22 protein-coding genes and 2 pseudogenes are annotated in these 22,031 nt (G+C 72.9%); 17 read left to right on the top strand and 7 right to left on the bottom strand.

Features of this window, described 5'->3' with window-relative positions:
- The first annotated feature begins 91 nt into the window (after positions 1-91).
- From cobM to cobC, 6 genes are read left to right on the top strand one after another with little or no spacing between them, the layout of a single operon-like run.
- Positions 92-910, top strand: coding sequence for a precorrin-4 C(11)-methyltransferase (gene cobM, locus DEP02_RS02940; protein WP_112465741.1), 819 nt, complete (start codon positions 92-94; stop codon positions 908-910).
- A complete protein-coding gene (gene cbiE, locus DEP02_RS02935) occupies positions 907-2,151 on the top strand; it encodes a precorrin-6y C5,15-methyltransferase (decarboxylating) subunit CbiE (protein ID WP_112465740.1) in 1,245 nt (414 codons plus the stop codon). The genes cobM and cbiE overlap by 4 nt, the downstream gene beginning before the upstream one ends.
- Positions 2,148-3,848 carry a precorrin-3B C(17)-methyltransferase gene (gene cobJ / locus DEP02_RS02930; protein ID WP_112465739.1) on the top strand — a complete coding sequence of 567 codons (1,701 nt, stop codon included), beginning with the start codon at positions 2,148-2,150 and terminating at the stop codon, positions 3,846-3,848. Before cbiE ends, cobJ begins: the two co-directional genes overlap by 4 nt.
- Positions 3,845-4,441: a precorrin-8X methylmutase gene (locus tag DEP02_RS02925; RefSeq protein ID WP_112465738.1), complete on the top strand. Its 597-nt coding sequence runs from the start codon at positions 3,845-3,847 to the stop codon at positions 4,439-4,441. Before cobJ ends, DEP02_RS02925 begins: the two co-directional genes overlap by 4 nt.
- Positions 4,438-5,364, top strand: a complete 927-nt coding sequence (locus DEP02_RS02920) for a sirohydrochlorin chelatase (RefSeq protein ID WP_112465737.1) — start codon at positions 4,438-4,440, stop codon at positions 5,362-5,364. The genes DEP02_RS02925 and DEP02_RS02920 overlap by 4 nt, the downstream gene beginning before the upstream one ends.
- Complete coding sequence (cobC, locus tag DEP02_RS02915) at positions 5,354-6,427, top strand: Rv2231c family histidinol phosphate aminotransferase CobC (RefSeq protein WP_112465736.1); 1,074 nt, start codon at positions 5,354-5,356, stop codon at positions 6,425-6,427. Before DEP02_RS02920 ends, cobC begins: the two co-directional genes overlap by 11 nt.
- A 28-nt stretch (positions 6,428-6,455) precedes the next feature.
- Here cobC and DEP02_RS02910 read toward each other — a convergent pair whose 3' ends face one another.
- The gene (locus tag DEP02_RS02910; protein ID WP_112465735.1) at positions 6,456-7,409 is read right to left on the bottom strand and encodes an SCO1860 family LAETG-anchored protein; all 954 of its coding nucleotides are present in this window, start codon (positions 7,407-7,409) and stop codon (positions 6,456-6,458) included.
- A 209-nt stretch (positions 7,410-7,618) separates the two neighbouring features.
- A pseudogene (locus tag DEP02_RS02905) lies at positions 7,619-8,068 on the bottom strand (serine hydrolase domain-containing protein); the annotation flags it as partial.
- Here DEP02_RS02905 and DEP02_RS02900 point away from each other — a divergent pair.
- Positions 8,046-8,735 (top strand): Rossmann-fold NAD(P)-binding domain-containing protein, encoded by a 690-nt coding sequence (locus tag DEP02_RS02900; RefSeq protein ID WP_198668266.1) that lies wholly within the window; start codon positions 8,046-8,048, stop codon positions 8,733-8,735. The pseudogene DEP02_RS02905 and the gene DEP02_RS02900 overlap by 23 nt on opposite strands.
- A 180-nt stretch (positions 8,736-8,915) precedes the next feature.
- Here DEP02_RS02900 and DEP02_RS02890 read toward each other — a convergent pair whose 3' ends face one another.
- Positions 8,916-10,013 carry an amidohydrolase family protein gene (locus tag DEP02_RS02890; RefSeq protein WP_112465734.1) on the bottom strand — a complete coding sequence of 366 codons (1,098 nt, stop codon included), beginning with the start codon at positions 10,011-10,013 and terminating at the stop codon, positions 8,916-8,918.
- A 109-nt stretch (positions 10,014-10,122) separates the two neighbouring features.
- Here DEP02_RS02890 and DEP02_RS02885 point away from each other — a divergent pair, with 109 nt between their 5' ends.
- From DEP02_RS02885 to thpD, 6 genes are all read left to right on the top strand, one after another.
- Complete coding sequence (locus tag DEP02_RS02885) at positions 10,123-11,226, top strand: pyridoxal-phosphate-dependent aminotransferase family protein (RefSeq protein WP_112465733.1); 1,104 nt, start codon at positions 10,123-10,125, stop codon at positions 11,224-11,226.
- Positions 11,227-11,299: 73 nt separating this feature from the next.
- On the top strand, positions 11,300-11,827 hold the full coding sequence (locus DEP02_RS02880) for a DinB family protein (RefSeq protein WP_112465732.1): 528 nt from the start codon (positions 11,300-11,302) through the stop codon (positions 11,825-11,827).
- Positions 11,828-12,142: 315 nt separating this feature from the next.
- A complete protein-coding gene (ectA, locus tag DEP02_RS02875) occupies positions 12,143-12,682 on the top strand; it encodes a diaminobutyrate acetyltransferase (protein WP_112465731.1) in 540 nt (179 codons plus the stop codon).
- An 84-nt stretch (positions 12,683-12,766) separates the two neighbouring features.
- Entirely contained in the window at positions 12,767-14,038 is a 1,272-nt protein-coding gene (gene ectB / locus DEP02_RS02870; RefSeq protein ID WP_112465730.1) for a diaminobutyrate--2-oxoglutarate transaminase, read from the top strand.
- 58 nt (positions 14,039-14,096) lie between these two features.
- Positions 14,097-14,501, top strand: a complete 405-nt coding sequence (locus DEP02_RS02865) for an ectoine synthase (protein WP_112465729.1) — start codon at positions 14,097-14,099, stop codon at positions 14,499-14,501.
- A 5-nt stretch (positions 14,502-14,506) separates the two neighbouring features.
- A complete protein-coding gene (thpD, locus tag DEP02_RS02860; protein WP_112465728.1) occupies positions 14,507-15,445 on the top strand; it encodes an ectoine hydroxylase in 939 nt (312 codons plus the stop codon).
- A gap of 73 nt (positions 15,446-15,518) precedes the next feature.
- Here the strand turns inward: thpD and DEP02_RS02855 are convergent, their stop codons facing one another.
- From DEP02_RS02855 to DEP02_RS02840, 4 genes are all read right to left on the bottom strand, one after another.
- A complete protein-coding gene (locus tag DEP02_RS02855) occupies positions 15,519-16,568 on the bottom strand; it encodes an aminotransferase class V-fold PLP-dependent enzyme (protein ID WP_112465773.1) in 1,050 nt (349 codons plus the stop codon).
- Positions 16,569-16,674: 106 nt separating this feature from the next.
- Positions 16,675-17,391: a DsbA family oxidoreductase gene (locus DEP02_RS02850; protein ID WP_112465727.1), complete on the bottom strand. Its 717-nt coding sequence runs from the start codon at positions 17,389-17,391 to the stop codon at positions 16,675-16,677.
- 79 nt (positions 17,392-17,470) lie between these two features.
- Positions 17,471-17,974: a GNAT family N-acetyltransferase gene (locus DEP02_RS02845; protein ID WP_198668264.1), complete on the bottom strand. Its 504-nt coding sequence runs from the start codon at positions 17,972-17,974 to the stop codon at positions 17,471-17,473.
- Between the two features lie 46 nt (positions 17,975-18,020).
- Positions 18,021-19,547, bottom strand: a complete 1,527-nt coding sequence (locus tag DEP02_RS02840) for an aldehyde dehydrogenase (NADP(+)) (RefSeq protein ID WP_112465726.1) — start codon at positions 19,545-19,547, stop codon at positions 18,021-18,023.
- Between the two features lie 172 nt (positions 19,548-19,719).
- Between DEP02_RS02840 and DEP02_RS02835 the strand changes: the two genes are divergently transcribed.
- The 4 genes and pseudogenes from DEP02_RS02835 to DEP02_RS02820 form a co-directional block, all read left to right on the top strand.
- Positions 19,720-20,493: an IclR family transcriptional regulator gene (locus DEP02_RS02835; protein ID WP_112465725.1), complete on the top strand. Its 774-nt coding sequence runs from the start codon at positions 19,720-19,722 to the stop codon at positions 20,491-20,493.
- A gap of 3 nt (positions 20,494-20,496) precedes the next feature.
- Positions 20,497-21,033, top strand: a complete 537-nt coding sequence (locus DEP02_RS02830) for a GNAT family N-acetyltransferase (RefSeq protein ID WP_112465724.1) — start codon at positions 20,497-20,499, stop codon at positions 21,031-21,033.
- 68 nt (positions 21,034-21,101) lie between these two features.
- The gene (locus DEP02_RS02825; RefSeq protein ID WP_112465723.1) at positions 21,102-21,668 is read left to right on the top strand and encodes a SigE family RNA polymerase sigma factor; all 567 of its coding nucleotides are present in this window, start codon (positions 21,102-21,104) and stop codon (positions 21,666-21,668) included.
- Positions 21,665-22,031, top strand: a pseudogene (locus tag DEP02_RS02820) (hypothetical protein); the annotation flags it as partial. The gene DEP02_RS02825 and the pseudogene DEP02_RS02820, both read left to right, overlap by 4 nt.

Genomic DNA, 22,031 nt, shown 5'->3' with positions numbered 1-22,031 from the left:
CTCTTGCTATCGGATCAGCCCCCGGTCGCGCGCATCCGGCCACCGCTGCACCCCCAGACACCGTGATTTTTCGCACGAGAGGACCCGACCCATGGCCGATGCCCCCGCCGGCAAGGTGACCTTCGTCGGTGCCGGTCCCGGCGCCGCCGACCTGTTGACGTTCCGCGCCGCCCGCGCGATCGCCGAGGCCGATGTCGTGATCTGGGCGGCCAGTCTCGTACAGGCCGAAGTGCTCGAACACGCGCGCGAGGGCGCGGAGGTCCTGGACTCGGCGGCCCTGTCCCTGGAGGACGTCGTCGCCGTGTACGAGCGGGCGCACCGGGAGGGGCTGCGCGTGGCCCGTGTCCACTCCGGTGACCCTGCCCTGTGGGGCGGTACGCAGGAGCAGCTCGACCGGTGCGCGGAGATCGGGATCGCGACGGAGGTCGTGCCGGGTGTCTCCTCCTTCTCCGCCGTCGCCGCGCTCGCCCGGCGTGAGCTGACCATCCCGGAGGTCGCGCAGTCGGTGGTGCTCACCCGGCTCGGCGGCGGCAAGACGCCGATGCCGCCCGGTGAGGAGGTGCGCGAGTTCGCCCGGCACGGCACCACGATGGCCGTCTTCCTGTCGGCGGCCCGCAGCGGCCGGCTGGTGCGGGAGCTGCTGGAGGGCGGCTATCCGACGTCCACGCCGGTCGTGGTGGCGTACCAGGCGACCTGGCCGGAGGAGCTGGTCGTCAAGTGCACGGTGGGCACGCTGGAGGAGACGGTCAAGGAGCACAGGCTCTGGAAGCACACACTGTTCCTGGTCGGTCCGGCGCTGGACGCGCACGGCACCCGCTCGCACCTGTACCACCCCGGCCACTTCCACGGCTACCGCAAGGCCGACCCCGAGGCCCGCAAGGCCCTGCGCGCGCGGGGTGCGAGCACGTGATCACGGTCGTCGGTGCGGGGACGGGGGCGGCGTACGACACTCAGGTGCTCGCCGGTGCCGGGCTCGTCGTGGGAGGGCGGCGCCATCTGGACGCCGTACGGCTGCCGGAGGGCGCCGAGCGGGTCGTGCTCGGGCCGCTGGAGCCCGCGCTCGACGTGGTGGAGCGGTACGTCGACAAGGGGCGGCGTGTCGTCGTGCTGGCCTCGGGCGATCCGGGGTTCTTCGGGGTCGTGCGGGTGCTGGCCGAGCGGTTCGGGCCGGGGCGGCTGGACGTGCGGCCCGGGATGTCCTCCGTCGCCGTCGCCTTCGCGCGGCTCGGGCTGCCCTGGGACGACGCGGTGGTGGTCAGCGCGCACGGGCGGGACCTGCGGACGGCCGTCAACGTGTGCCGGGCGCGGCCGAAGGTCGCCGTGCTGACCGGGCCGGGGGCCGGGCCCGCCGAGCTGGGCGCCGCGCTGGCCCGCACGCCCTCCGGCGACCGGGTGCTGGTCGTGGCCTCCGCGCTGGGTGATCCGGCGCGCGAGCGCGTGGAGCGGGTCACGCCCGCCCAGGCCGCCGGCCGGGACTGGGGTACGGCGGTGAGCGTGGTGCTGTGCCTGGACGAGGCACGGGCGCTGGGACCCGTACGTACGGTCGCTGGGCAGCCGCCCGGCCCGTCCCGGTGGGCCCTGGAAGAGACCGGGTTCGCACACCGCGACTCGATGGTCACCAAGTTCGAGGTGCGGGCGCTGGCGCTGGCCCGGCTCGGGCCGCACCTGGGTGACCTGGTCTGGGACGTGGGGGCCGGGTCGGGGTCGGTGGCGGTGGAGTGCGCGCGGCTCGGGGCGGCCGTCGTCGCGGTGGAGAAGGCGGCGGACGGGGTGGAGCGGATCCGGGCCAACGCCGATGCCCATGGGGTCGATGTGGCGGTGGTGCACGGTACGGCGCCCGTCGTGCTGTCCGGGCTCGACGATCCCGACGCCGTGTTCGTGGGCGGCGGGGGGCGTGAGCTGCCGGACATCGTCGGCGCGTGCGCGCGGCGGGCCCGGCGGACCGTCGTGGTCTCCATGGCGGCGCTCGACCGGGTGCCGGCGGCGCGCGAGGCGCTCACGGTCGCCGGGTTCGCCTGCGACGGGGTGCTGCTGCAGTCGTCCCGGCTGGCGCCGCTGCCGGGGGACGTGACCCGGCTGGCGGCGGCCAATCCCGTGTTCCTGCTGTGGGGCGTGCGGCCCCCGGCGTCCAGTAAAGGAGTTTTCCAGTGATCGGCCTCATTTCCGCCACCGCGGCGGGCGCGGCTGCGCGGGACCGGTTGGCGGCCGCGTGGCCGGAGCGTACACGGGTGTACGAGGGGCACGTCGGGGACGCCGTACGGGCCGCGTTCGCCGAGTGCGAGCAGTTGGTGTGCTTTCTGGCGACGGGGGCGGTGGTCCGGCTGATCGCGCCGCTGCTGGGTGGGAAGGCGTCCGACCCGGGTGTGGTGTGCGTGGACGAGGCCGGGCGGTTCGCCGTGTCGCTGGTCGGCGGGCACGGCGGCGGGGCGAACGAACTCGCGGTGGCGGTGGGTGAGTTGCTGGGGGCCGAGCCCGTGGTGACGACTGCGACGGACGCCGTGGGACTGCCGGGGCTGGACACGCTGGGGCTGCCGGTGGAGGGGGACGTGGCCGGGGTGTCGCGGGCGCTGCTCGACGGAGAGCCCGTGGCTCTCGACCGTGAGGTGCCGTGGCCGTTGCCGCCGCTGCCGGTGGCGGCGCGGGGGCCGTACACCGTGCGGGTGACGGACCGGGCGGTCGAGCCGGGCGAGCGCGAGGTGGTCCTGCGGCCGCCGTCCCTCGTGGTCGGCGTCGGTGCCTCCGGGGGTGTTCCCGTGGAGGAGGTGCTGGGGCTGGTCGAGGGCGCGTTGCGGGACGCGGGGCTGTCCGTGCGGTCGGTCTCCTGCCTCGCCACCGTCGACGCCAAGGCCGGCGAGCCGGGTCTCGTCGCGGCGGCCGGGCGGCTGGGGGTGCCGCTGGTGACGTACTCCGCCGGGGAGTTGGCGGCGGTCGACGTGCCGAACCCGTCCGCCGCGCCGCTCGCCGCCGTCGGTACGCCGTCGGTCGCGGAGGCCGCCGCGCTGGTGGGCGGGGGTGAACTCCTGGTGCCCAAGAGGAAGTCGGAGCGGGCGGACGGGCAGCCGGCCATGGCCACGTGTGCGGTGGTACGGCGGCCGGGGCGCGGGCGGCTCGCGGTCGTCGGGCTCGGTCCGGGCGCCCGGGACCTGCTGACCCCGCGCGCGAAGGCGGAGCTGCGGCGGGCTTCCGTGCTGGTGGGGCTCGACCAGTACGTCGACCAGATCCGCGACCTGCTGCGGCCCGGCACCCGGATCCTTCAGTCGGGGCTCGGGGCGGAGGAGGAGCGGGCGCGGACGGCGGTCGCCGAGGCCCGGCGCGGGCACGCCGTGGCGCTGATCGGCAGCGGGGACGCCGGGGTGTACGCCATGGCCTCCCCCGCGCTCGCCGAGGCGTCGGACGACATCGACGTGGTCGGCGTGCCGGGGGTCACGGCGGCGCTCGCGGCCGGGGCGGTCCTCGGGGCGCCGCTCGGGCACGACCATGTGTCGATCAGCCTCTCCGACCTGCACACGCCGTGGGAGGTCATCGAGCGGCGGGTGCGGGCGGCGGCGGAGGCCGACCTGGTCGTGACCTTCTACAACCCGCGCTCCCGGGGCCGCGACTGGCAGCTGCCCGAGGCGCTGGCGATCCTCGCCGGGCACCGGGAGCCGACGACACCGGTCGGTGTCGTACGCAACGCCTCGCGGCCGGACGAGTCCAGCCGGCTGACGACGCTGGCCGGGCTGGACCCGGCGACGGTCGACATGATGACGGTCGTGACGGTCGGCAACACGGCGACCCGTGAGATCGCGGGGCGGATGGTCACGCCGCGGGGCTACCGCTGGCAGGAGACCCGGGAGGACCCGAAGTGAACCGCGTCGTCCACCCCATCGAGCAGGAGTCCTTCCGCCGGCTGCGCGCCCGCCTGGACACCTCGCACTTCCCGCCGCTGACGCGGGCGGTGGTGGAGCGGGTCATCCACTCCGCCGCCGACCTGGAGTACGCCTCCGACCTCGTCATGGACGAGGGTGAGCTGGTGCGGGCACACACGGCGCTGCACGCGGGGGCGCCCGTGGTCGTGGACGTGGAGATGGTGGCGGCCGGGATCACCCGGCGCGACACCGTCTGCCGTCTGAAGGACGCCGGGCCGGGTCCCGGGCTGACGCGTTCGGCGCACGCGGTCCGGCTGGCGTACGAGGACGTCGGCCCGGGCGCCCTGTGGGTGATCGGCTGCGCCCCGACCGCCCTGGAGGAGCTGCTGAGGCTGGACGCCTCCCCCGCACTCGTCATCGGTCTGCCCGTCGGTTTCGTCGGGGCGGCCGAGTCCAAGGCCGCGTTGCGCGGGAGCGGGCTGCCCGCGGTGAGCAACGTGTCCGAGAAGGGCGGTTCGGCGGTCGCCGCCGCCGCGCTCAACGCCCTGCTGTATCACCCCACTTCGCTTGAATCGTCTGAGGAGACCCTGTGACCACCCCGCCGCCTCCCGCCCTGCTCATCGCCGGTCACGGCACCCGGGACGAGGCCGGAGCCGAGGCGTTCCGTGACTTCGTGAGGGAGTTGGGCCGCCGCCACCCCGAACTGCCCGTCGCGGGCGGCTTCATCGAACTGTCCCCGCCGCCGCTGGGCGAGGCGGTCGCCGAGCTGGTGGGGCGGGGGGTGCGGCGGTTCGCCGCCGTACCCCTGATGCTGGTGTCCGCCGGGCACGCCAAGGGCGACATCCCGGCGGCGCTGGCCCGCGAGAAGCAACGGCACCCGGGGATCTCGTACACCTACGGCCGTCCGCTGGGCCCGCACCCCGCGCTGCTGAGCGTGCTGGAGCGGCGGCTGGACGAGGCGGTGGACCCCTCCTGGGACCGCTCCGAGGTGACGGTGCTGCTGGTGGGGCGCGGGTCGACGGACCCGGATGCCAACTCCGAGGTGTGCAAGGCGGCGCGGCTGCTGTGGGAGGGGCGCGGGTACGCGGGCGCGGAGACGGCGTTCGTGTCGCTGGCGGCGCCGGATGTGCCGAGCGGTCTCGAGCGGTGCGCGAAGCTGGGCGCGCGGCGGATCGTGGTCCTCCCCTACTTCCTGTTCACGGGCATCCTGCCGGAGCGGGTGCGGCGGCAGGCGGCGGACTGGGCGGCGGTCCACCCGGAGGTCGAGGTGCGCTCGGCGGACGTGATCGGGCCGGAGCCGGAGCTGCTGGACCTGGTGATGGAGCGGTACGAGGAGGCGGTGAAGGGCGATCTGCGGATGAACTGCGACTCGTGCGTGTACCGGATCGCGCTGCCGGGCTTCGAGGACAAGGTGGGGCTGCCGCAGCAGCCGCACTACCACCCGGACGACGACGGCCACCACCACGGGCACCACGAGCACCACCACGACGGACACGCGCACTCACATGCGCACTGAGAATCGGGCGCCGGGCCGCCACGACCTGCGGCACCACGGGGACGCGGAGGTGCGGGACGACGGCTCCGCGCTGGTGGACCTCGCCGTGAACGTGCGGGCGGACACTCCGCCGGCATGGCTGCGGGAGCGGATCACCGCCTCGCTCACCGGTCTCGCGGCCTATCCGGACGGGCGGGCCGCGCGGGCGGCGGTGGCGGCGCGGCACGGGCTGCCGGTGGAGCGGGTGCTGCTGACGGCGGGGGCGGCGGAGGCGTTCGTGCTGCTGGCGCGGGCGTTGAAGGTGCGCCGCCCGGTCGTCGTGCACCCGCAGTTCACGGAGCCGGAGGCGGCACTGCTGGACGCGGGGCACACGGTGGACCGGGTGCTGCTGCGGGAGGAGGACGGCTTCCGGATCGACCCGGCGGCCGTCCCCGAGGACGCGGACCTGGTGGTGGTCGGCAACCCGACGAACCCGACGTCGGTCCTGCACCCGGCCTCGACGCTCGCCGAACTGGCCCGACCTGGCCGGGTGTTGGTGGTCGACGAAGCCTTCATGGACGCGGTGTCGGGCGAACGGGAGGCGCTGGCGGGCCGGACCGACGTGCCCGGTCTGGTGGTGCTGCGCAGCCTGACGAAGACATGGGGGCTGGCGGGCCTGCGCATCGGCTACGTGCTGTCCGCCCCGGAGGTGATCGCGGAACTGGAGCGGGCCCAGCCCCTGTGGCCGGTGTCCACGCCGGCGCTGGCGGCGGCCGCGGCGTGCGTGGAGCCGCGGGCACTGGCGGAGGCGGAGGAGGCCGCCCGCCGTATCGCGGAGGACCGGGCCCGCCTGGTGGCGGGCCTGGCCTCCTTCGCGGGGGCGGGGGTGCGGGTGGTCTCGCCGGCCGAGGGTCCCTTCGTACTGGTCCGTATGCCGGGAGCTTCGGACGTACGGCAGCGGCTCCGCACCCTGGGCTACGCGGTGCGGCGCGGGGACACGTTCCCGGGGCTGGACGAGGAGTGGCTGCGCCTGGCGGTACGGGACCGGGAAACGACAGCCGGCTTCCTGGCGGCCCTGTCCACGGCCCTGGACGTACCGACGTAGGACTCCGCCCCAGCCCCCGCCCCTCCCCCTAACTCCTGCGCTTGCGGGTCAGCGCCACCACTCCTCCACCGAGTGCGAGCAGCACTGCCGAGCCTCCCGCCAGATAGGGGGTCAGGGAGTTGCTGCCCGTTTCCGCCAGGTCGGGCTCGGCCGCGGGGGCGCCTTGGGGGTTGGCGCCGGGGGCGCCCTGGGGTTCGGCGTCGGGGGCGCCCTGGGGCTTGACGTCGGGGGCGGGGGGTGCCGCGGACTCTTCGGGGGCCGTGGGAGCCTCGCAGGTCGCCCTGGCGAGGGTGATGGTTCCTTCCACCTCGGCGACGTTGAGCTTCAGCGGGTTGACGGAGACCTTGAGTTCCAGGGCCGTTGCCGCAGCCGTGCGGGAGGTGGTTTCGCGCTGGGACAGGTCCAGGCGGACCTCGCCGACGCCCGGCACGTGGACGTCGGTCGTGCCACCGGGGGTGACGGTCACCCGTTTACCGAGGACGGTGACCGGACCCAGGACGTTGGACGTGGCGACCGGGGGCCTGCCCGCCTCGCAGGTCGCCCTGGAGGTGACCTGGTCGACCTCGATGACGGACAGCCGGGGCAGGCCGGGGACGTGGAGCTTGGCGTGGGCCAATTCGACCGTGCCCTCGGCCTTGTCCTCCGAGACGGTCGCGTCGGCCTTCGCCACGTCCGCGCGGAGCACGCTGAAGGGTTTTCCGCCGTCGACGCCGTCGAGCCGGGCGGTCAGCGCGGTCTGCTGTGCGCTCTGCGGTGCCTGCACCTCGTTGAGGGAGACGGCGAGCGGGACGTTCACCGTCTTGTTGAGCAGGGACACGTCGAGGCCGGTGCGCAGCACGGAGGCGCCGGCGCGACCGTCCTGCGCGCCGGTCGCATGCGCGGCGCCCGCTCCGGCCAGCGCCACCGGGCCGGCTGCCAGGACGGTGGCGGCGGCGACGGTGACGCAACGGCGTGCGGGCATGCGAAAGGTGTGGCCGTTCAAGGTGTGGGACCCCCAGAAGAGAATGCTTGGGACCCGGTAAGAATTACGCACCGAGAGTGAACGGTCAGCGATCCTGGGTTACTTCACCCTTTCGTGGGGTTTCCGCCCATCTTTTCGATTCTTCTGGCACGGGTGTTCCCACCGGTCACCCCCGTGGCAGATGGCGGTCAACAGCCATCTGCGCCAGTGACCTTCGCACCGCACCGACCAGCGATGCCGTGCTCCGGGTCGGCGAAGCCGAGGGAGCCGCCCCGGCCGGTGTGGCCGAAGGCGTTCGGGCCGGTCATGGGGTTGGCCTCGGTGGGCAGCATGTAGCCGGTGCTGAAGCGGCTCGGTATCAGCATCACCCGGTCCTTCCCGCCGGCCTGCTCCCTGGTCGCCGACGCCAGGGTTCCCGGAGCGAGCAGGCGTCCGCCGTCCACCTCGCCGATCAGCGCGGCGTACATGCGCGCCAGTGCGCGTGCGGTGCCGATGCCGTTGGAGGCCGGGAGTTCCACGGCCTGCACCTCCGGTGAGCCGAAGTCGATCTCCGCCGGATCGGTGACCGCGAACGCCCTGTTGCTGAAGGAGTCCGGGTCGCGCCGGGCGGCGACCTGCTCGCGGAGTTCCCCGGGAAGCGACTCGGCGGGCACGGTGGTGAGGTCGACGTCCGGCCGCCTCCCCTGCGAGATCAAGGCCGGCTTCAGCTTCCGCTCGCCACCGCTCGCCTACGACCGCCGCGACGTCGCCGCCCAACAGGATGTCGTAGCACGGCACTTCGCCCACGTCGGCTGGGAGACTCCACGCCTGCTGCGGGCGATGCGCACCGCCCCGGACTTCCTCTTCGACTCCATGGGCCAGGTCCGCCTCGACAGCTGGTCGCGCGGCAGCGTGGCCCTGCTCGGCGACGCCGGATACTGCGCGACTCCGCTGACCGGCCTCGGGACCAGCCTTGCCCTGGTCGGCGCCTACGTCCTGGCCGGTGAACTCGCCGCCACCGAGGGCGACCACGGTGCCGCCTTCCGCCGCTACGACACAGTGATGCGCCCGTACGTGAGCCAGGCGCAGCAGCTGCCGCCCGGCGGAGCCGCCGGGTACGCTCCATCGGGCCGGCTCGGCATCCGGCTGCGCGATCTCTCGATGCGGTCGATGACCCGCTGGCCGATGCGGAACCTGCTCGCCGCGCAGTTCGCCAAGGCCGGGTGCATCGCACTGCCGGAGTACCGTCTCGCCACGGACATACGGGATCGGCCCCAGCCACGGGCCGGCGAACGTGTGGACAGGGTCGAGCGCACACCAGACGGCCTCGGCACGCCCCACCGGATGAGCGTCGGAACAGAGGACTGATCGAGCGGCCCGGTCCCGAAGCCGGCATCCCTCGCGACGCCGTCATTCCCCTCCCGGGGGTCGAGACCGTTCCTCTTCGGACCCAGCACGCGGTGACGCTCCAGACCGGGGAGGTCAGCGGTTACGAGTGGCGGTCGTTCGAGAACACAGCTTCGCCGACCGTGCGCGCCGAGCCGGCTCTCAGCCGACCACCCTCCCGTTCAGCACCACCCGCCGAGGTGCCGCCAGTGCGCGTACGTCCGCGCGTGGGTCCTCGTCGTAGACCACGAGGTCGGCGGGGGCGCCCTCGGTGAGGCCGGGGCGGCCGAGCCACTGGCGTGCGGCCCACGTCGTCGCCGACAGGGCCTCCAGGGGTGGGATGCCTGCCGTGACCAGTTCGGCGACCTCGGCCGCGACCAGGCCGTGGGGCAGGGAGCCGCCGGCGTCGGTGCCGACGTAGACCGGGATGCCGGCGTCGTAAGCGGCGCGGACGGTGTCGTAGCGGCGCTCGTGCAGGCGGCGCATGTGGGCCGACCAGCGGGGGTACTTGGCCTCGCCGCCGTCGGCCAGCTTGGGGAAGGTGGCGATGTTGACCAGGGTGGGGACGATCGCGACGCCGCGTTCGGCGAAGAGCGGGATCAGGTCCTCGGTCAGGCCCGTGGCGTGCTCGACGCAGTCGATGCCCGCCTCGACCAGGTCCTGGAGGGAGTCCTCCGAGAAGCAGTGCGCGGTCACGCGCGCGCCCAGGCGGTGGGCCTCCGCTATCGCCGCCTCGACGGCCTCGCGCGGCCAGCAGGCCGACAGGTCGCCCAGGTCGCGGTCGATCCAGTCGCCGACCAGCTTGACCCAGCCGTCGCCGCGCCGGGCCTCCTGGGCGACGTACGCGACCAGGTCCTCGGGTTCGATCTCCCACGCGTAGTTGCGGATGTAGCGGCGGGTGCGGGCGATGTGGCGGCCCGCACGGATGATCTTCGGCAGGTCCTCGCGGTCGTCGATCCAGCGGGTGTCCGAGGGCGAGCCCGCGTCCCGGAGGAGGAGGGTGCCGGCGTCGCGGTCGGTCAGGGCCTGCTTCTCGGAGACGTCCTCGGGGACCGGGCCGTGGGCGTCCAGGCCGACGTGACAGTGCGCGTCGACCAGGCCGGGCAGGGCCCAGCCCTCGACGGTACGGATGTCGCGGGCGCCGGCGGGGCGGTCGTACGTGACCCGGCCGCCGACCACCCACAGCTCGTCCCGGACCTGGTCGTCCTGCGGTCCGGCGAGCACTCGCCCCTTCACGTGCAGCACCGCGTGATCGCTCATGCATCGCACCTTAGTGAGCCACCGCTCGCCCTGTCCCACCCGGTCCGGTGCGGGACGGGGCGACTACTCTCGATGCGTCTGCCCACGCCCGCATGGAGAGAACACCACCGTGACCCATCCCTTCCTGGACCTCGCCCCGCTGGGCGCCGACCGCTTCGCCTCGATCGAGGACCGGGTGGCGCGGCTGCTGGCCACCGAGCAGGATGTCGTGATCATGCAGGGCGAGGCGCTGCTGCCGCTGGAGGGTGCGATCCGGGGAGCGGCCGGTCCCGGCACGACGGCGCTGAACGTGATCACGGGGCCGTACGGGCAGACGTTCGGCAACTGGCTGCGGGACTGCGGGGCGACGGTGTACGACCTGTCGGTCCCGTACCACACGGCGGTCACGGCGGACCAGGTCAAGGAGGCCTTCGCCGAGCATCCGGAGATCGACTTCGTGTCGCTGGTGCACGCGGAGGCGGCGACCGGCAACACCAATCCGGTGGCGGAGATCGGTGAGGTCGTACGGGAGCGGGGTGCCCTGTTCCACCTGGACGCCGTGGCGTCGGTCGGCGCCGAGCCGGTGCTGCCGGACGCGTGGGGCGTGGATCTGTGCGTGATCGGGGCGCAGAAGGCGATGGGCGGGCCGGCCGGGGTGTCGGCGGTGTCGGTCAGTGAGCGTGCCTGGGCCCGGATGGCGGCGAACCCGCGGGCGCCGCGCCGCTCCTATCTGTCCCTGCTGGACTGGAAGGAGCGCTGGATCGACGGCGGCCGCACCGCGCTGCTGCACGCGCCGGCGCAGTTGGAGATGCTGGCGCTGGAGGCCTGCCTGGAGCGCATCGAGGCGGTGGGGCCGGACGAGGTGATGGCCCGCCACCGCCGCGCCGCCGCGGCGACCCGTGCGGGCGCGTCGGCCCTGGGCGGTGGCCTGGAGCCGTACGTCCACGAGGCCTCCGAGGCGGCCCCGGTCGCCACGACCCTGCGCGCCCCGGCCGGCGTCGCGGCCTCCGACCTGGTGGCCCGGGCCCTGGAGACGGACCCGGCCCTCCCGCTGGCCGCGGGCGGCGGCCCGCTCGCCAAGGAGATGATCCGCGTCAACCACTACGGCGCGGACGCCACCCGGGAGGCCGTGGAGGCAAGCCTGACGGCCCTGGCCACCGCCCTGACCGACCACGGCACGGACGTGGACGTGGAGGCCGCCCGGCACGCGGTCGCGGGGACGTGGCGCCGGTAGCCGGCCGGGGGCAGGGCGGGCGGGGCTGAAAAGGCGGGGGCGCCGGGCACCCCGCCCGTGCCATGCTCGCCCCATGCCCGCTGACGCACCGCAGACCCTGCCCGACGGCCGCCCGGTTCCGCTGATGACCGGGCCCGAGCGGCCCATGCTGGAGAGCTGGCTGGACTTCCACCGGGCCACCCTGGAGCTGAAGTGCGCCGGGCTGGACGACGCGCAGGTGCGGACGGCATCGGCGGAGCCCTCGTCGCTGACGCTGCTCGGGCTCGTGCAGCACCTCGCGGAGGTGGAGCGGAACTGGTTCCAGCGGGTGGTGGGCGGGCTCGACGTGCCGCCGGTGTTCGGGGAGGAGACCGGGTACGCGCTCGATCCGGCGCGCGGGCTCGGGGAGGCGCTGGACGTGTGGCGGCGCGAGATCGCCCGCGGGCGGGAGGTGTGCGCGGGCAGGGGTCTGGACGACACCGGGCGGATCGCCGGCGGGGCGATGGCGGGGGTGGAGGTCAGTGTGCGGTGGGTGTTCGTCCACATGATTGAGGAGTACGCGCGCCACAACGGACATGCCGACATTCTCCGGGAGCGTATCGACGGGGTTAGCGGTGCTTGACAGCAGCTTTACATCAGGGCAATTCTTTAATTCAATTAGGAGTAGCCGCCCGTCTTCTTCTGCCCCGTTTTTCGCAACCTAAACGCAAAGGTTTTGCGAACATTCCGAGGTGCATTCCCAAGGGCTCCCGCAAGAGTTATCCAGCTGTGACGCGCTCCACAAGTGCGGCCCTTTTGCCCGGTAATGAACGGGCAAACCGGCACATCATGCAGGCTCCTCGCGTAGCCGTACGCCCGCGTGATAACACACAGGCGCGATTCATGTAAGCCCCAAGGGCGATGCATTTTTGAATTCCTCTCGGTAAGTTCATTTCGCATGACTGCCGCACAAGCAGACCTGCAAGCCTCTCATACCGAATTGCCGGAGACCCCACGCATCGAGCGTCCCACCGTCGCCGACGGCGCCGCGCTCTGGCGGCTCGCGAAGGACTCCGGGACGCTGGATGTGAACTCTTCGTACAGCTATCTGCTGTGGTGCCGCGACTTCGCCGCCACGTCCGCGGTGGCGCGCGGCGCGGACGGTGAACCGGTCGGTTTCGTCACCGGGTACGTGCGGCCCGACAGCCCGCACACCCTGCTGGTGTGGCAGGTGGCCGTCGACGCCGGCCACCGCGGCCGGGGCCTGGCCGCCCGGCTGCTGGACGGGCTCACCGCCCGGGTCACCGCCGAGCGCGGGCTCACCGCGGTCGAGACCACGATCACCCCGGGCAACACCGCCTCCGAGCGGCTGTTCACCTCCTACGCCGCCCGGCACGGCGCCACGGTCGAGCGCGAGGTCCTGTTCGACACCGGGCAGTTCCCGGACGGGCCGCACGACCCGGAGGTCCTCTACCGGATCGGTCCGCTGTCCTTCTGAGACCCGGCCGCTCCCCCGCCCGCCCCCTTCCAGACCCCATCTCTCCGACTCCCTCTCACTCCCCACACCGAGGAGCGATTCGCCGTGACCATCACCCAGCCCGACCTGAGCGTCTTCGAGACCCTGGAGTCCGAGGTGCGCAGCTACTGCCGTGGCTGGCCCACCGTCTTCGACCAGGCGCGCGGCAGCCGCATGTACAACGAGGACGGCCACGAGTACCTCGACTTCTTCGCGGGCGCCGGCTCGCTCAACTACGGCCACAACAACCCCGTACTGAAACGGGCGCTGCTCGACTACCTGGAGCGCGACGGCGTCACCCACGGGCTCGACATGTCGACCACCGCCAAACGCACGTTCCTGCGGACCTTCCAGGACCTGGTCCTGCTCCCCCGCGATCTGCCGTACAAGGTCATGTTCCCGGGCCCGACCGGCACCAACGCGGTCGAGTCGGCGCTGAAGCTGGCCCGGAAGGTGAAGGGCCGCGAGGCCATCGTGTCGTTCACCAACGCCTTCCACGGCATGTCGCTGGGTTCCCTCGCCGTCACCGGCAACGCCTTCAAGCGGGCCGGCGCCGGCATCCCGCTGGTGCACGGCACGCCGATGCCGTTCGACAACTACTTCGACGGCACGGTCCCCGACTTCCTGTGGTTCGAGCGGCTGTTGGAGGACCAGGGCTCCGGGCTCAACAAGCCGGCCGCCGTGATCGTCGAGACCGTGCAGGGCGAGGGCGGCATCAACGTCGCCCGGGCCGAGTGGCTGCGCGCTCTCAAGGAGCTGTGCGAGCGGCAGGACATGCTGCTGATCGTCGACGACATCCAGATGGGGTGCGGGCGCACCGGGGCCTTCTTCTCCTTCGAGGAGGCCGGGATCGTGCCGGACATCGTCACCGTGTCGAAGTCCATCAGCGGCTACGGTCTGCCGATGGCACTGTGCCTGTTCCGGCCCGAGCTGGACCTGTGGGAGCCGGGCGAGCACAACGGCACCTTCCGCGGCAACAACCCCGCCTTCGTCACGGCCACGGCCGCGCTGGAGGCGTACTGGACCGACGGCTCGGCGATGGAGAAGCAGACCCGCGCCCGCGGTGAGCAGGTCGAGCAGTGGCTGGTCTCGATCGCCGAGGAGAACCGCGCCGACGTCAGTGAGTTCCGGGGCCGGGGCCTGGTGTGGGGCCTGGAGTTCCACGACAAGGGCCGTGCCGAGCGGATCGCCCGGCGCGCCTTCGACCTCGGGCTGCTGGTGGAGACCTCCGGCCCGGAGGGCGAGGTCGTCAAGCTGCTGCCGGCCCTGACCATCACCCCCGAGGAGCTGGACGAGGGCATGCGTGTCCTCGCCCGCGCGGTCCGCGAGACCGCCTGAACACCCGACCGAGCAAAGAGCAACGAGCGACCCAGCCAGCTAGGAGGCACGTACCACCGTGATCGTCCGTTCGTTCAAGGACATCGAAGGCACCGACCGGCACGTCAAGTCGAAGTCCGGCACCTGGGAGAGCAAGCGCATCGTCCTCGCCAAGGAGAGGGTCGGCTTCTCCCTGCACGAGACGGTCCTGTACGCCGGCACGGAGACGTCGATGTGGTACGCCAACCACGTCGAGGCCGTCGTCTGCGTCGAGGGCGAGGCCGAGCTGACCGACCGCGAGACCGGGAAGACGTACACGATCACGCCCGGCACCATGTACCTCCTCGACGGGCACGAGCGGCACACGCTGCGCGTCAAGGAGGACTTCCGCTGCATCTGCGTGTTCAACCCGCCCGTGACCGGACGGGAGGACCACGACGAGAACGGCGTCTACCCCCTGCTCACCGAACCCGAGGAGGTGTGACCCCCATGACCGTCACCACGAACACCACGAACACCACCAACAGCACGAACAGCACCACGAACACGGTCACCGACCTCTACCCCACCCGCGGCGCCACCGAGGTGACCGTCCCCCGTCAGGACCCCGTCGTCTGGGGCGCTCCCGACACGCCCGGCCCGATCTCGGCGGCCGACCTCCAGGCGTACGAACGCGACGGTTTCCTCGCCATCGACCAGCTGATCACCGAGGAGGAGGTCGCCGTCTACCGGCGGGAGCTGGACCGGCTGGTGAGCGACCCGGCGATCCGGGCCGACGAGCGCTCGATCGTCGAGCCGAAGTCCCAGGAGATCCGCTCGGTCTTCGAAGTGCACCGGATCAGCGAGGTGTTCGCGCGGCTGGTGCGCGACGAGCGGGTGGTCGGCCGGGCGCGGCAGATCCTCGGCTCGGACGTGTACGTCCACCAGTCGCGGATCAACGTCAAGCCGGGCTTCGGAGCGAGTGGTTTCTACTGGCACTCGGACTTCGAGACCTGGCACGCCGAGGACGGCCTGCCGAACATGCGCACGGTCTCCGTCTCGATCGCACTGACCGAGAACTTCGACACCAACGGCGGCCTGATGATCATGCCGGGGTCGCACCGGACGTTCCTCGGCTGTGCGGGGGCCACGCCGGAGGACAACTACAAGAAGTCGCTGCAGATGCAGGACGCGGGCACCCCGTCCGACGAGGCGCTGACGAAGATGGCCTCGGAGCACGGCATCAGGCTGTTCACGGGCAGGGCCGGTTCCGCGACCTGGTTCGACTGCAACTGCATGCACGGCTCCGGCGACAACATCACGCCGTACCCGCGCAGCAACGTGTTCATCGTGTTCAACAGCGTGGAGAACACGGCGGTGGAGCCGTTCGCGGCGCCGGTGCGCAGGCCTGAGTTCATTGGGGCGCGGGACTTCACGCCCGTGAAGTGATCGCGCCGTGACTGCCGGGCAGTGGCCTCCTCCTGCGGGACGGGGGGCCACTGCCCGTTGTCGTCGTGGGTCCTCACCCGGCCAGTACGTCCAGCAGGCGGTCGACGTCCGCGGGCGTGTTGTAGAGGTGGAAGGCGGCCCGCAGATTGCCCGCGCGGGCGGAGAGCTCGATGCCGGCGCCGCTCAAGTCACCCTGCCGGCGACCGAGTCCGGGCACGGAGACGATCGGCGAGCCGGGTGCGGGAACGGGCTCGTGACCGAGGGAGTGCAGGCCGGTGCGGAACCGTTCGGCGAGGGCGAGGTCGTGGGCGCGTACGGCGGACACGCCGAGTTCCTCGACGAGTTCGAGGGAGCGGCGGGCGCCGGCGTAGCAGAAGAGTGCGGGACTCTCGTCGAACCGCCGTGCGGAGTGGGCGAGTTCGTCTACGGGACCGTAGCAGCTGTCCCAGGGTCGTTCCCCCGCCACCCAGCCGGCGAACAGCGGGCTGAGGCCGCCGAGGTCGTCGGGGACGACCAGGAAGGCCACGCCCCGCGGGCACAGGAGCCACTTGTAGGCGACGGCGGAGACGTAGTCGTGGGCGTCCGCGTCGAGGTCCAGCCAGCCGGCGGCCTGGGAGACGTCGACGTAGGTGCGCGCCCCGTGCTCGCGCGCGGCCTCACGGATCGCGGACAGGTCGGCGATCCGGCCGTCCGCCGACTGGGCGGCGCTGACCGCGACCAGTGCCGTGCCGGGCCGTACCGCCTCGGCGACCTGCTCCAGCGGGACGCTGCGCACCTTGAGGTCGCGGCGGATGTGGAAGGGGTTCACCAGCGAGCTGAAGTCTCCCTCCGCGGTGAGGACTTCGGCGCTCTCGGGCAGCGAGGCGGCGATCAGCCCGGTGTGGACGGCGACCGAGGCGCCGGCCGCCACGCGGTGGCCGGGGACCCCGGTCAGCCGGGCGAAGGAGGCGCGGGCGGCCTCGACGTCGGCGAACATGTCGGTGGGCTGCCCGGCGGCGGCCGCGTCCACGGCGGCGCGCAGGGCCGTCACCGCACGGGCCGGGAGCAGCCCGAGGGCCGCGGTGTTCAGGTAGGTGTTCTTCGGGGCGAACTCGGCACGGACGAGGCTCTCGAAGGTCTCCATGGCACCACTGTGCGGCCCGGCGCGGTCGCAGTCCATCGCGTATTCCTGCACGGCACACCCAAGCGCCGCTCATGTGTCCGCGCCGACCAGGGCAGGCGCGCCGGTCTCAGCTCTGCGACACCGCGCATCCGTCCGGTCCGCAGGCGTCCCCGCCGCCGTCCTGGAGGAGGGTGAGCGGCGAGCGCTCGCCCCAGGCCTGGGCGAGCGCCCGGGTGAAGACCTCGGCGGGCTGGGCTCCGGAGACGCCGTACTTGCGGTCGAGCACGAAGAACGGCACCCCGGTGGCGCCGAGCTGCGCGGCCTCCCGCTCGTCGGCGCGGACCTCGTCGGCGTAGGCGTCGGGGTCGGCGAGCACCTTGCGGGCCTCGTCGGCGTCGAGCCCGGCGGAGACGGCCAGTTCCACCAGCCGTTCGTCGCCCTCGGAGAAGACTGAGCGCTCCTCGGCGAAGTTCGCCCGGTACAGCGCGTCCAGCAGTTCGCTCTGCCTGCCGTGCTCCTTGGCCAGGTGCAGCAGGCGGTGCATGTCGAAGGTGTTGCCGTGGTCGCGGCCCCGGGTGCGGTAGGCGAGCCCCTCGGCGGCGGCCTGCTGCCCCAGGTTCTCCTCCCCTGCCTGTGCCTGCGCCTCGCTCATGCCGTACTTCTTGGTGAGCACGGTGAGGACCGGCTGGATGTCGTCCTTGGCCCGGTGCGGGTCCAGCTCGAAGGACCGGTGCACCACCTCGACCTGATCACGGTGCGGGAAGTCCGCGAGCGCCTTCTCGAAGCGCGCCTTTCCCACGTAGCACCAGGGACAGGCGATGTCCGACCAGACCTCGACGCGCATGCTCTCGGCTCTCTCCCGCTCGTACGGAAGCGGAGGGAGACCCCCTCCGCCATGTACGTGAACCTTCAAGCGGCCTGTTTCATTCCCCGGGCACCGCGTACCGCAGACGCAGGTGGTGGTCGCCTTCGGTGAGTGGGTGGTCCGGGTCCTGGGTCCAGCCCCGGCGGGTGTAGAAGTGCTGGGCGCGGTGGTTGTCCACGTGGACCTCCAGGACGGCGGTCCGCTTGCCGTCGGTCCGCCACTGCTCGACGCAGGCCGTGTGCAGGGCCGTGCCGATGCCGGAGCCCCAGCGGTCGGGATCGACGTGGAACTGGAACAGCGTGACCGTGTCCGCGGCGCTGTCCGGCGGGGTGCGGAAGGAGGCGAGACCGACGACGCGGCCCTGGTCGACGGCGCACAGGACGTGCCCGCCGGGCCGTTCGACGGCACCTCGCCAGACCGCGGCCCAGTCGGTGCCGTCGTCCGGGGTCCCTTCCGGGTAGTACGTCGCCCGGGCCCGCGCGTGCAGCGCGGCGATGGTCTCCGCCTCGGCGGGCACGGCTGTACGTATCACCGGGCGTCCGCGCCCGCTGTCATCGATCATGCGACGGAGGACGCGGACGCCACCGCTGTGGTTCCCCCCGGCGGGGTCAGCGCTCCAGGCGTCCGTTGAAGCGGCGGGGCAGGCCGAGGGGGTTGTCGTCGCGCAGCTCGGGCGGGAGGAGGGCTTCCGGGGCGTTCTGGTAGGCCACCGGACGCATCCAGCGTTCGATCGCCGTGCCGCCCACGGAGGTGGACGTGGACGTCGTCGCCGGGTAGGGGCCACCGTGGTGCTGGGCGGGGGCCACCGCGACGCCGGTCGGCCAGCCGTTGACGAGGACGCGTCCGGCGAGCGGGGTCAGCTCGGCCAGCAGTGCGGCGCCGCGCCCCTGGCCGGCCGCCTCCTCGGTGGACAGCTGCACGGTCGCGGTGAGGTTGCCGGGCAGGCGGGACAGGACGGCGGTGGCCTCGGCCTCGTCCTCGTAGCGGGCCACCACGGTGACCGGCCCGAAGCACTCCTCCAGGAGCACGTCGTACGCGCCCTCGCCGGTCAGCTTCCCGGCCGGGACCGTCAGGAAGCCCGCGCTGACCGTGTGCTCGCCGCCCGCGCCGGGGGTGACCGGGGAGTCGACGCCGGGCAGTCCGGTGCGCTCGGCGATGCCGGCGAGGAAGTTGTCGCGCATCCGGCGGTCGAGCAGGACGCCCGGGTCGGTGTCGCCGACGGCCTCGGTGAGCGACTTGACCAGGGCGTCGCCCGCCGCCCCGGACGGCACCAGCACCAGGCCCGGCTTGACGCAGAACTGTCCGACGCCCATCGTCATCGAGCCGGCCAGGCCGGCCCCGATGGCCTCCGCCCGCTCGGTCGCCGCCGCCTCGGTGACGAGCACCGGGTTCAGCGAGCCCAGCTCGCCGTGGAAGGGGATCGGCACCGGCCGCGCGGCGGCGGCGTCGAACAGGGCCCGGCCGCCGCGTACGGAGCCGGTGAAGCCGGCCGCGGCGACCAGCGGGTGCTTGACGAGCTCGACGCCCGCGTCGAAGCCGTGGACGAGACCGACCACGCCCTCGGGGACTCCGTGCTCGGCGGCGGCCCCGCGCAGCACCTTGGCGACCAGCTCGGACAGGGCCGGGTGGTCGGGGTGGGCCTTGACGACGACCGGGCAGCCCGCGCCGAACGCGCTCGCGGTGTCGCCGCCGGCGACGGAGAAGGCGAAGGGGAAGTTGGATGCGGCGTAGACGGCGACGACGCCGAGCGGCACCTTGTGGCGGCGCAGGTCCGGGATCGGCGGGGTCGCGGTGTCGTCGGGGTGGTTGATGATCACGTCGAGGAAGGCGCCCTCGTCGACGATGTCCGCGAAGGCCCGCAACTGGTAGCAGGTGCGGGCCAGTTCCCCGGTGAGCCGGACCGGGCCGAGCGCGGTCTCGGCGTCGGCGGCCTCGACGAGCTGGTCCCGGGCCGCCTGAAGCCGGTCGGCGGCGGTGCGCAGGAAGGCCGCGCGCACGGTCCGGTCGGCGAGCGCGCCGCGCGCCTCGTGGGCGGCGCGTACGGCGGTGTCCACCTCCTGGGCCGTGGCCTCCACCGCGACCTGTTCCCGCTGCTTTCCGGTACGGGGGTCGACACTCCAGACTGGTGCTGCCACCGCGGATCCCTCCACATGTCTTGCCGCAGTATCCGACCGGTCCCTACGGTCGGCCCGGTCGGCCGTATTCGGATCACCCACCAGGGCGTTCGATATACTGAACACTGTCTCTGATGATGAATACGGTGAGACTATAACTGCAGCTTCTCGTCGAACGAAGGGGTCAAGGGCGATGTCGGCAGGCGAGGCAGGCGGCGGGGCGCAGGTCAAGTCCGCGGTGCGGACCGTGGAGTTGCTCGAGTACTTCGCCGGCCGGCCCGGTATGCACTCCCTGGCCGAGGTCCAGGAAGCCGTCGGCTATCCCAAGTCCAGCCTGTACATGCTGCTGCGCACACTCGTCGAGCTGGGCTGGGTGGAGACCGACGCGACCGGCACGCGCTACGGCATCGGCGTGCGCGCGCTGCTCGTCGGCACCTCCTACCTCGACGGCGACGAGGTGGTCGCGGCGGCCCGCCCGACGCTGGACCGGCTGTCCGACGACACCACCGAGACCATCCACCTCGCCCGTCTGGACGGTACGAACGTCGTCTACCTGGCCACCCGCCAGTCGCAGCACTACCTGCGCCCCTTCGCCCGGGTCGGCCGCCGGCTGCCCGCCCACTCCACCGCGCTCGGCAAGGCGCTGCTGAGCACGTACTCGGACGAGCAGGTGCGCAAGCTGCTCCCGGAGACGCTGCCCTCGCTGACCGAGCACACCATCACCGACCGCGAGAAGCTCATCGAGGAACTGCACCGGATCCGTGAGCAGGGCTACGCCGTCGACCGTGAGGAGAACACCCTCGGCCTGCGCTGCTTCGGCGTGGCGATCCCGTACCGCACCCCGGCCCGGGACGCGGTCAGCTGCTCGATCCCCGTGGCACGCTTGACGCCCGCGCACGAACAGATGGTGAAGGACGCCCTGTTCGACGCCCGTGACCGTCTGCTGCTCGCCACCAGGAGGCTGTGAGCCATGAACGTCGCGCTCCGCGAAGTCCACGACAGCGATCTGCCGGTGTTCTTCCGGCAGATGAACGACCCGGAGTCCCTGCGGATGGCCGCCTTCACCCCGAAGGACCCGGCCGACCGCGACGCCTTCGACGCGCACTGGCGCAGGCTGCGCGCCTCGTCCGACACGCAGCGCACGATCCTGGCGGACGGTGACGTGGTCGGCAGCGCCGCCGTCTACGGCGAGCCGGGCGAGCGCGAGGTCACCTACTGGGTGGACCGCGCCTACTGGGGCCGGGGCATCGCGACGGCCGCACTGCGCGCCCTGCTGGCCGAGGTGCCCGAACGCCCGCTGTACGCACGCGCGGCGGCGGACAACGCGGGCTCGCTGCGGGTACTGCACAAGTGCGGCTTCCGGGAGTCCGCGCGGGCCAGAGGGTACGCGCAGGCGCGGGGCGAGGAGATCGACGAGGTGGTGCTGACGCTGCGGGACGCCAAGGAGCAGGAACCGACGGGGAGTTCGGCCCGTCATGCGACGTTCGAGGGTCCGGACGGGCGCTGATAAAGTCCCGGGACCCATACCCGGCGCACACCTGTTCGACGTCGGGGAGCCGTTGTGAGAGGGAGACCGTGGGGACAGTCGTCGACGACGCCGCCTCCGTGGAGTTCCACGCCTTCTTCGAACGCCACCACGCCGAACTGGCCCGGCTGGCCCATCTGCTGACGGGCGAGGCGGACGCGGCGGACGACCTGGCGGCCGACGCCCTGCTGGCGCTGTGGCACCGCTGGGACCGGGTGCGCGCGGCGGACCACCCGGTGGCGTACGCGCGCGGAGTGGTCGCGAACCTGGCCCGTACCCGGATCCGCGGCGCGGTGCGCGAACGGCGCCGGATCGCCCTGTTCTGGTCGCAGCGCGAGGAGCGGACCGAGAACCCGGACGTGGCGGGTGCCGTCGACGTCCAGGAGGCGCTGCGCCGGCTGCCGTTCCGCAAGCGGGCCTGTGTGGTGCTGCGGCACGCCTTCGACCTGTCCGAGAAGGACACCGCGCAGGCCCTGGGTGTGAGCGTGGGTACGGTGAAGAGCCAGACGTCGAAGGGGATGGCCGAGCTGCAGCGGCTGCTCGGCACGCGGGACGCTCCGCGCAGGGTGCACGCGGCGATGGCACGAACCGGGGACGCCGGAGGAAAGGACCGATGACCATGCGGCGGGACGTGCACGAGGAGCTGCGCGCCCGGCTGCACGAGGCGGCCGGGGCGCACGAGCCCGACCGCGCGCGCATCCTGGCGCGGATCGAGCGCGGCATGGCCGGACAGGTCCGCCCCGGCCGTCGGCTCGTGCGCCCGGCAGCGTGGGGCTGGCTGCGGGTGGCGGGCGCCACCGCCGCGGTCGCCGGGGTGCTGGCGGCCGGCGGCTACGCGGTGGCCTCCGCGGTGAAGGACGACCCCGTGCCGGAGCGGCGGACGGTGGCCTCCTCCGGCACGCCCGCGCCCACACCCACGCCGTCGCCGGACGCGACCAGCCGGACGCCCGCCCCGCCGGCCGGCCCCACGCCGGGCGCCG

The organism is Streptomyces triticisoli, from assembly GCF_003270085.1.
GTDB classification, from domain to species: domain Bacteria; phylum Actinomycetota; class Actinomycetes; order Streptomycetales; family Streptomycetaceae; genus Streptomyces; species Streptomyces triticisoli.
Note: the sequence above shows the minus strand (reverse complement) of the source record. Positions and strands in the feature narration are given on the sequence as shown.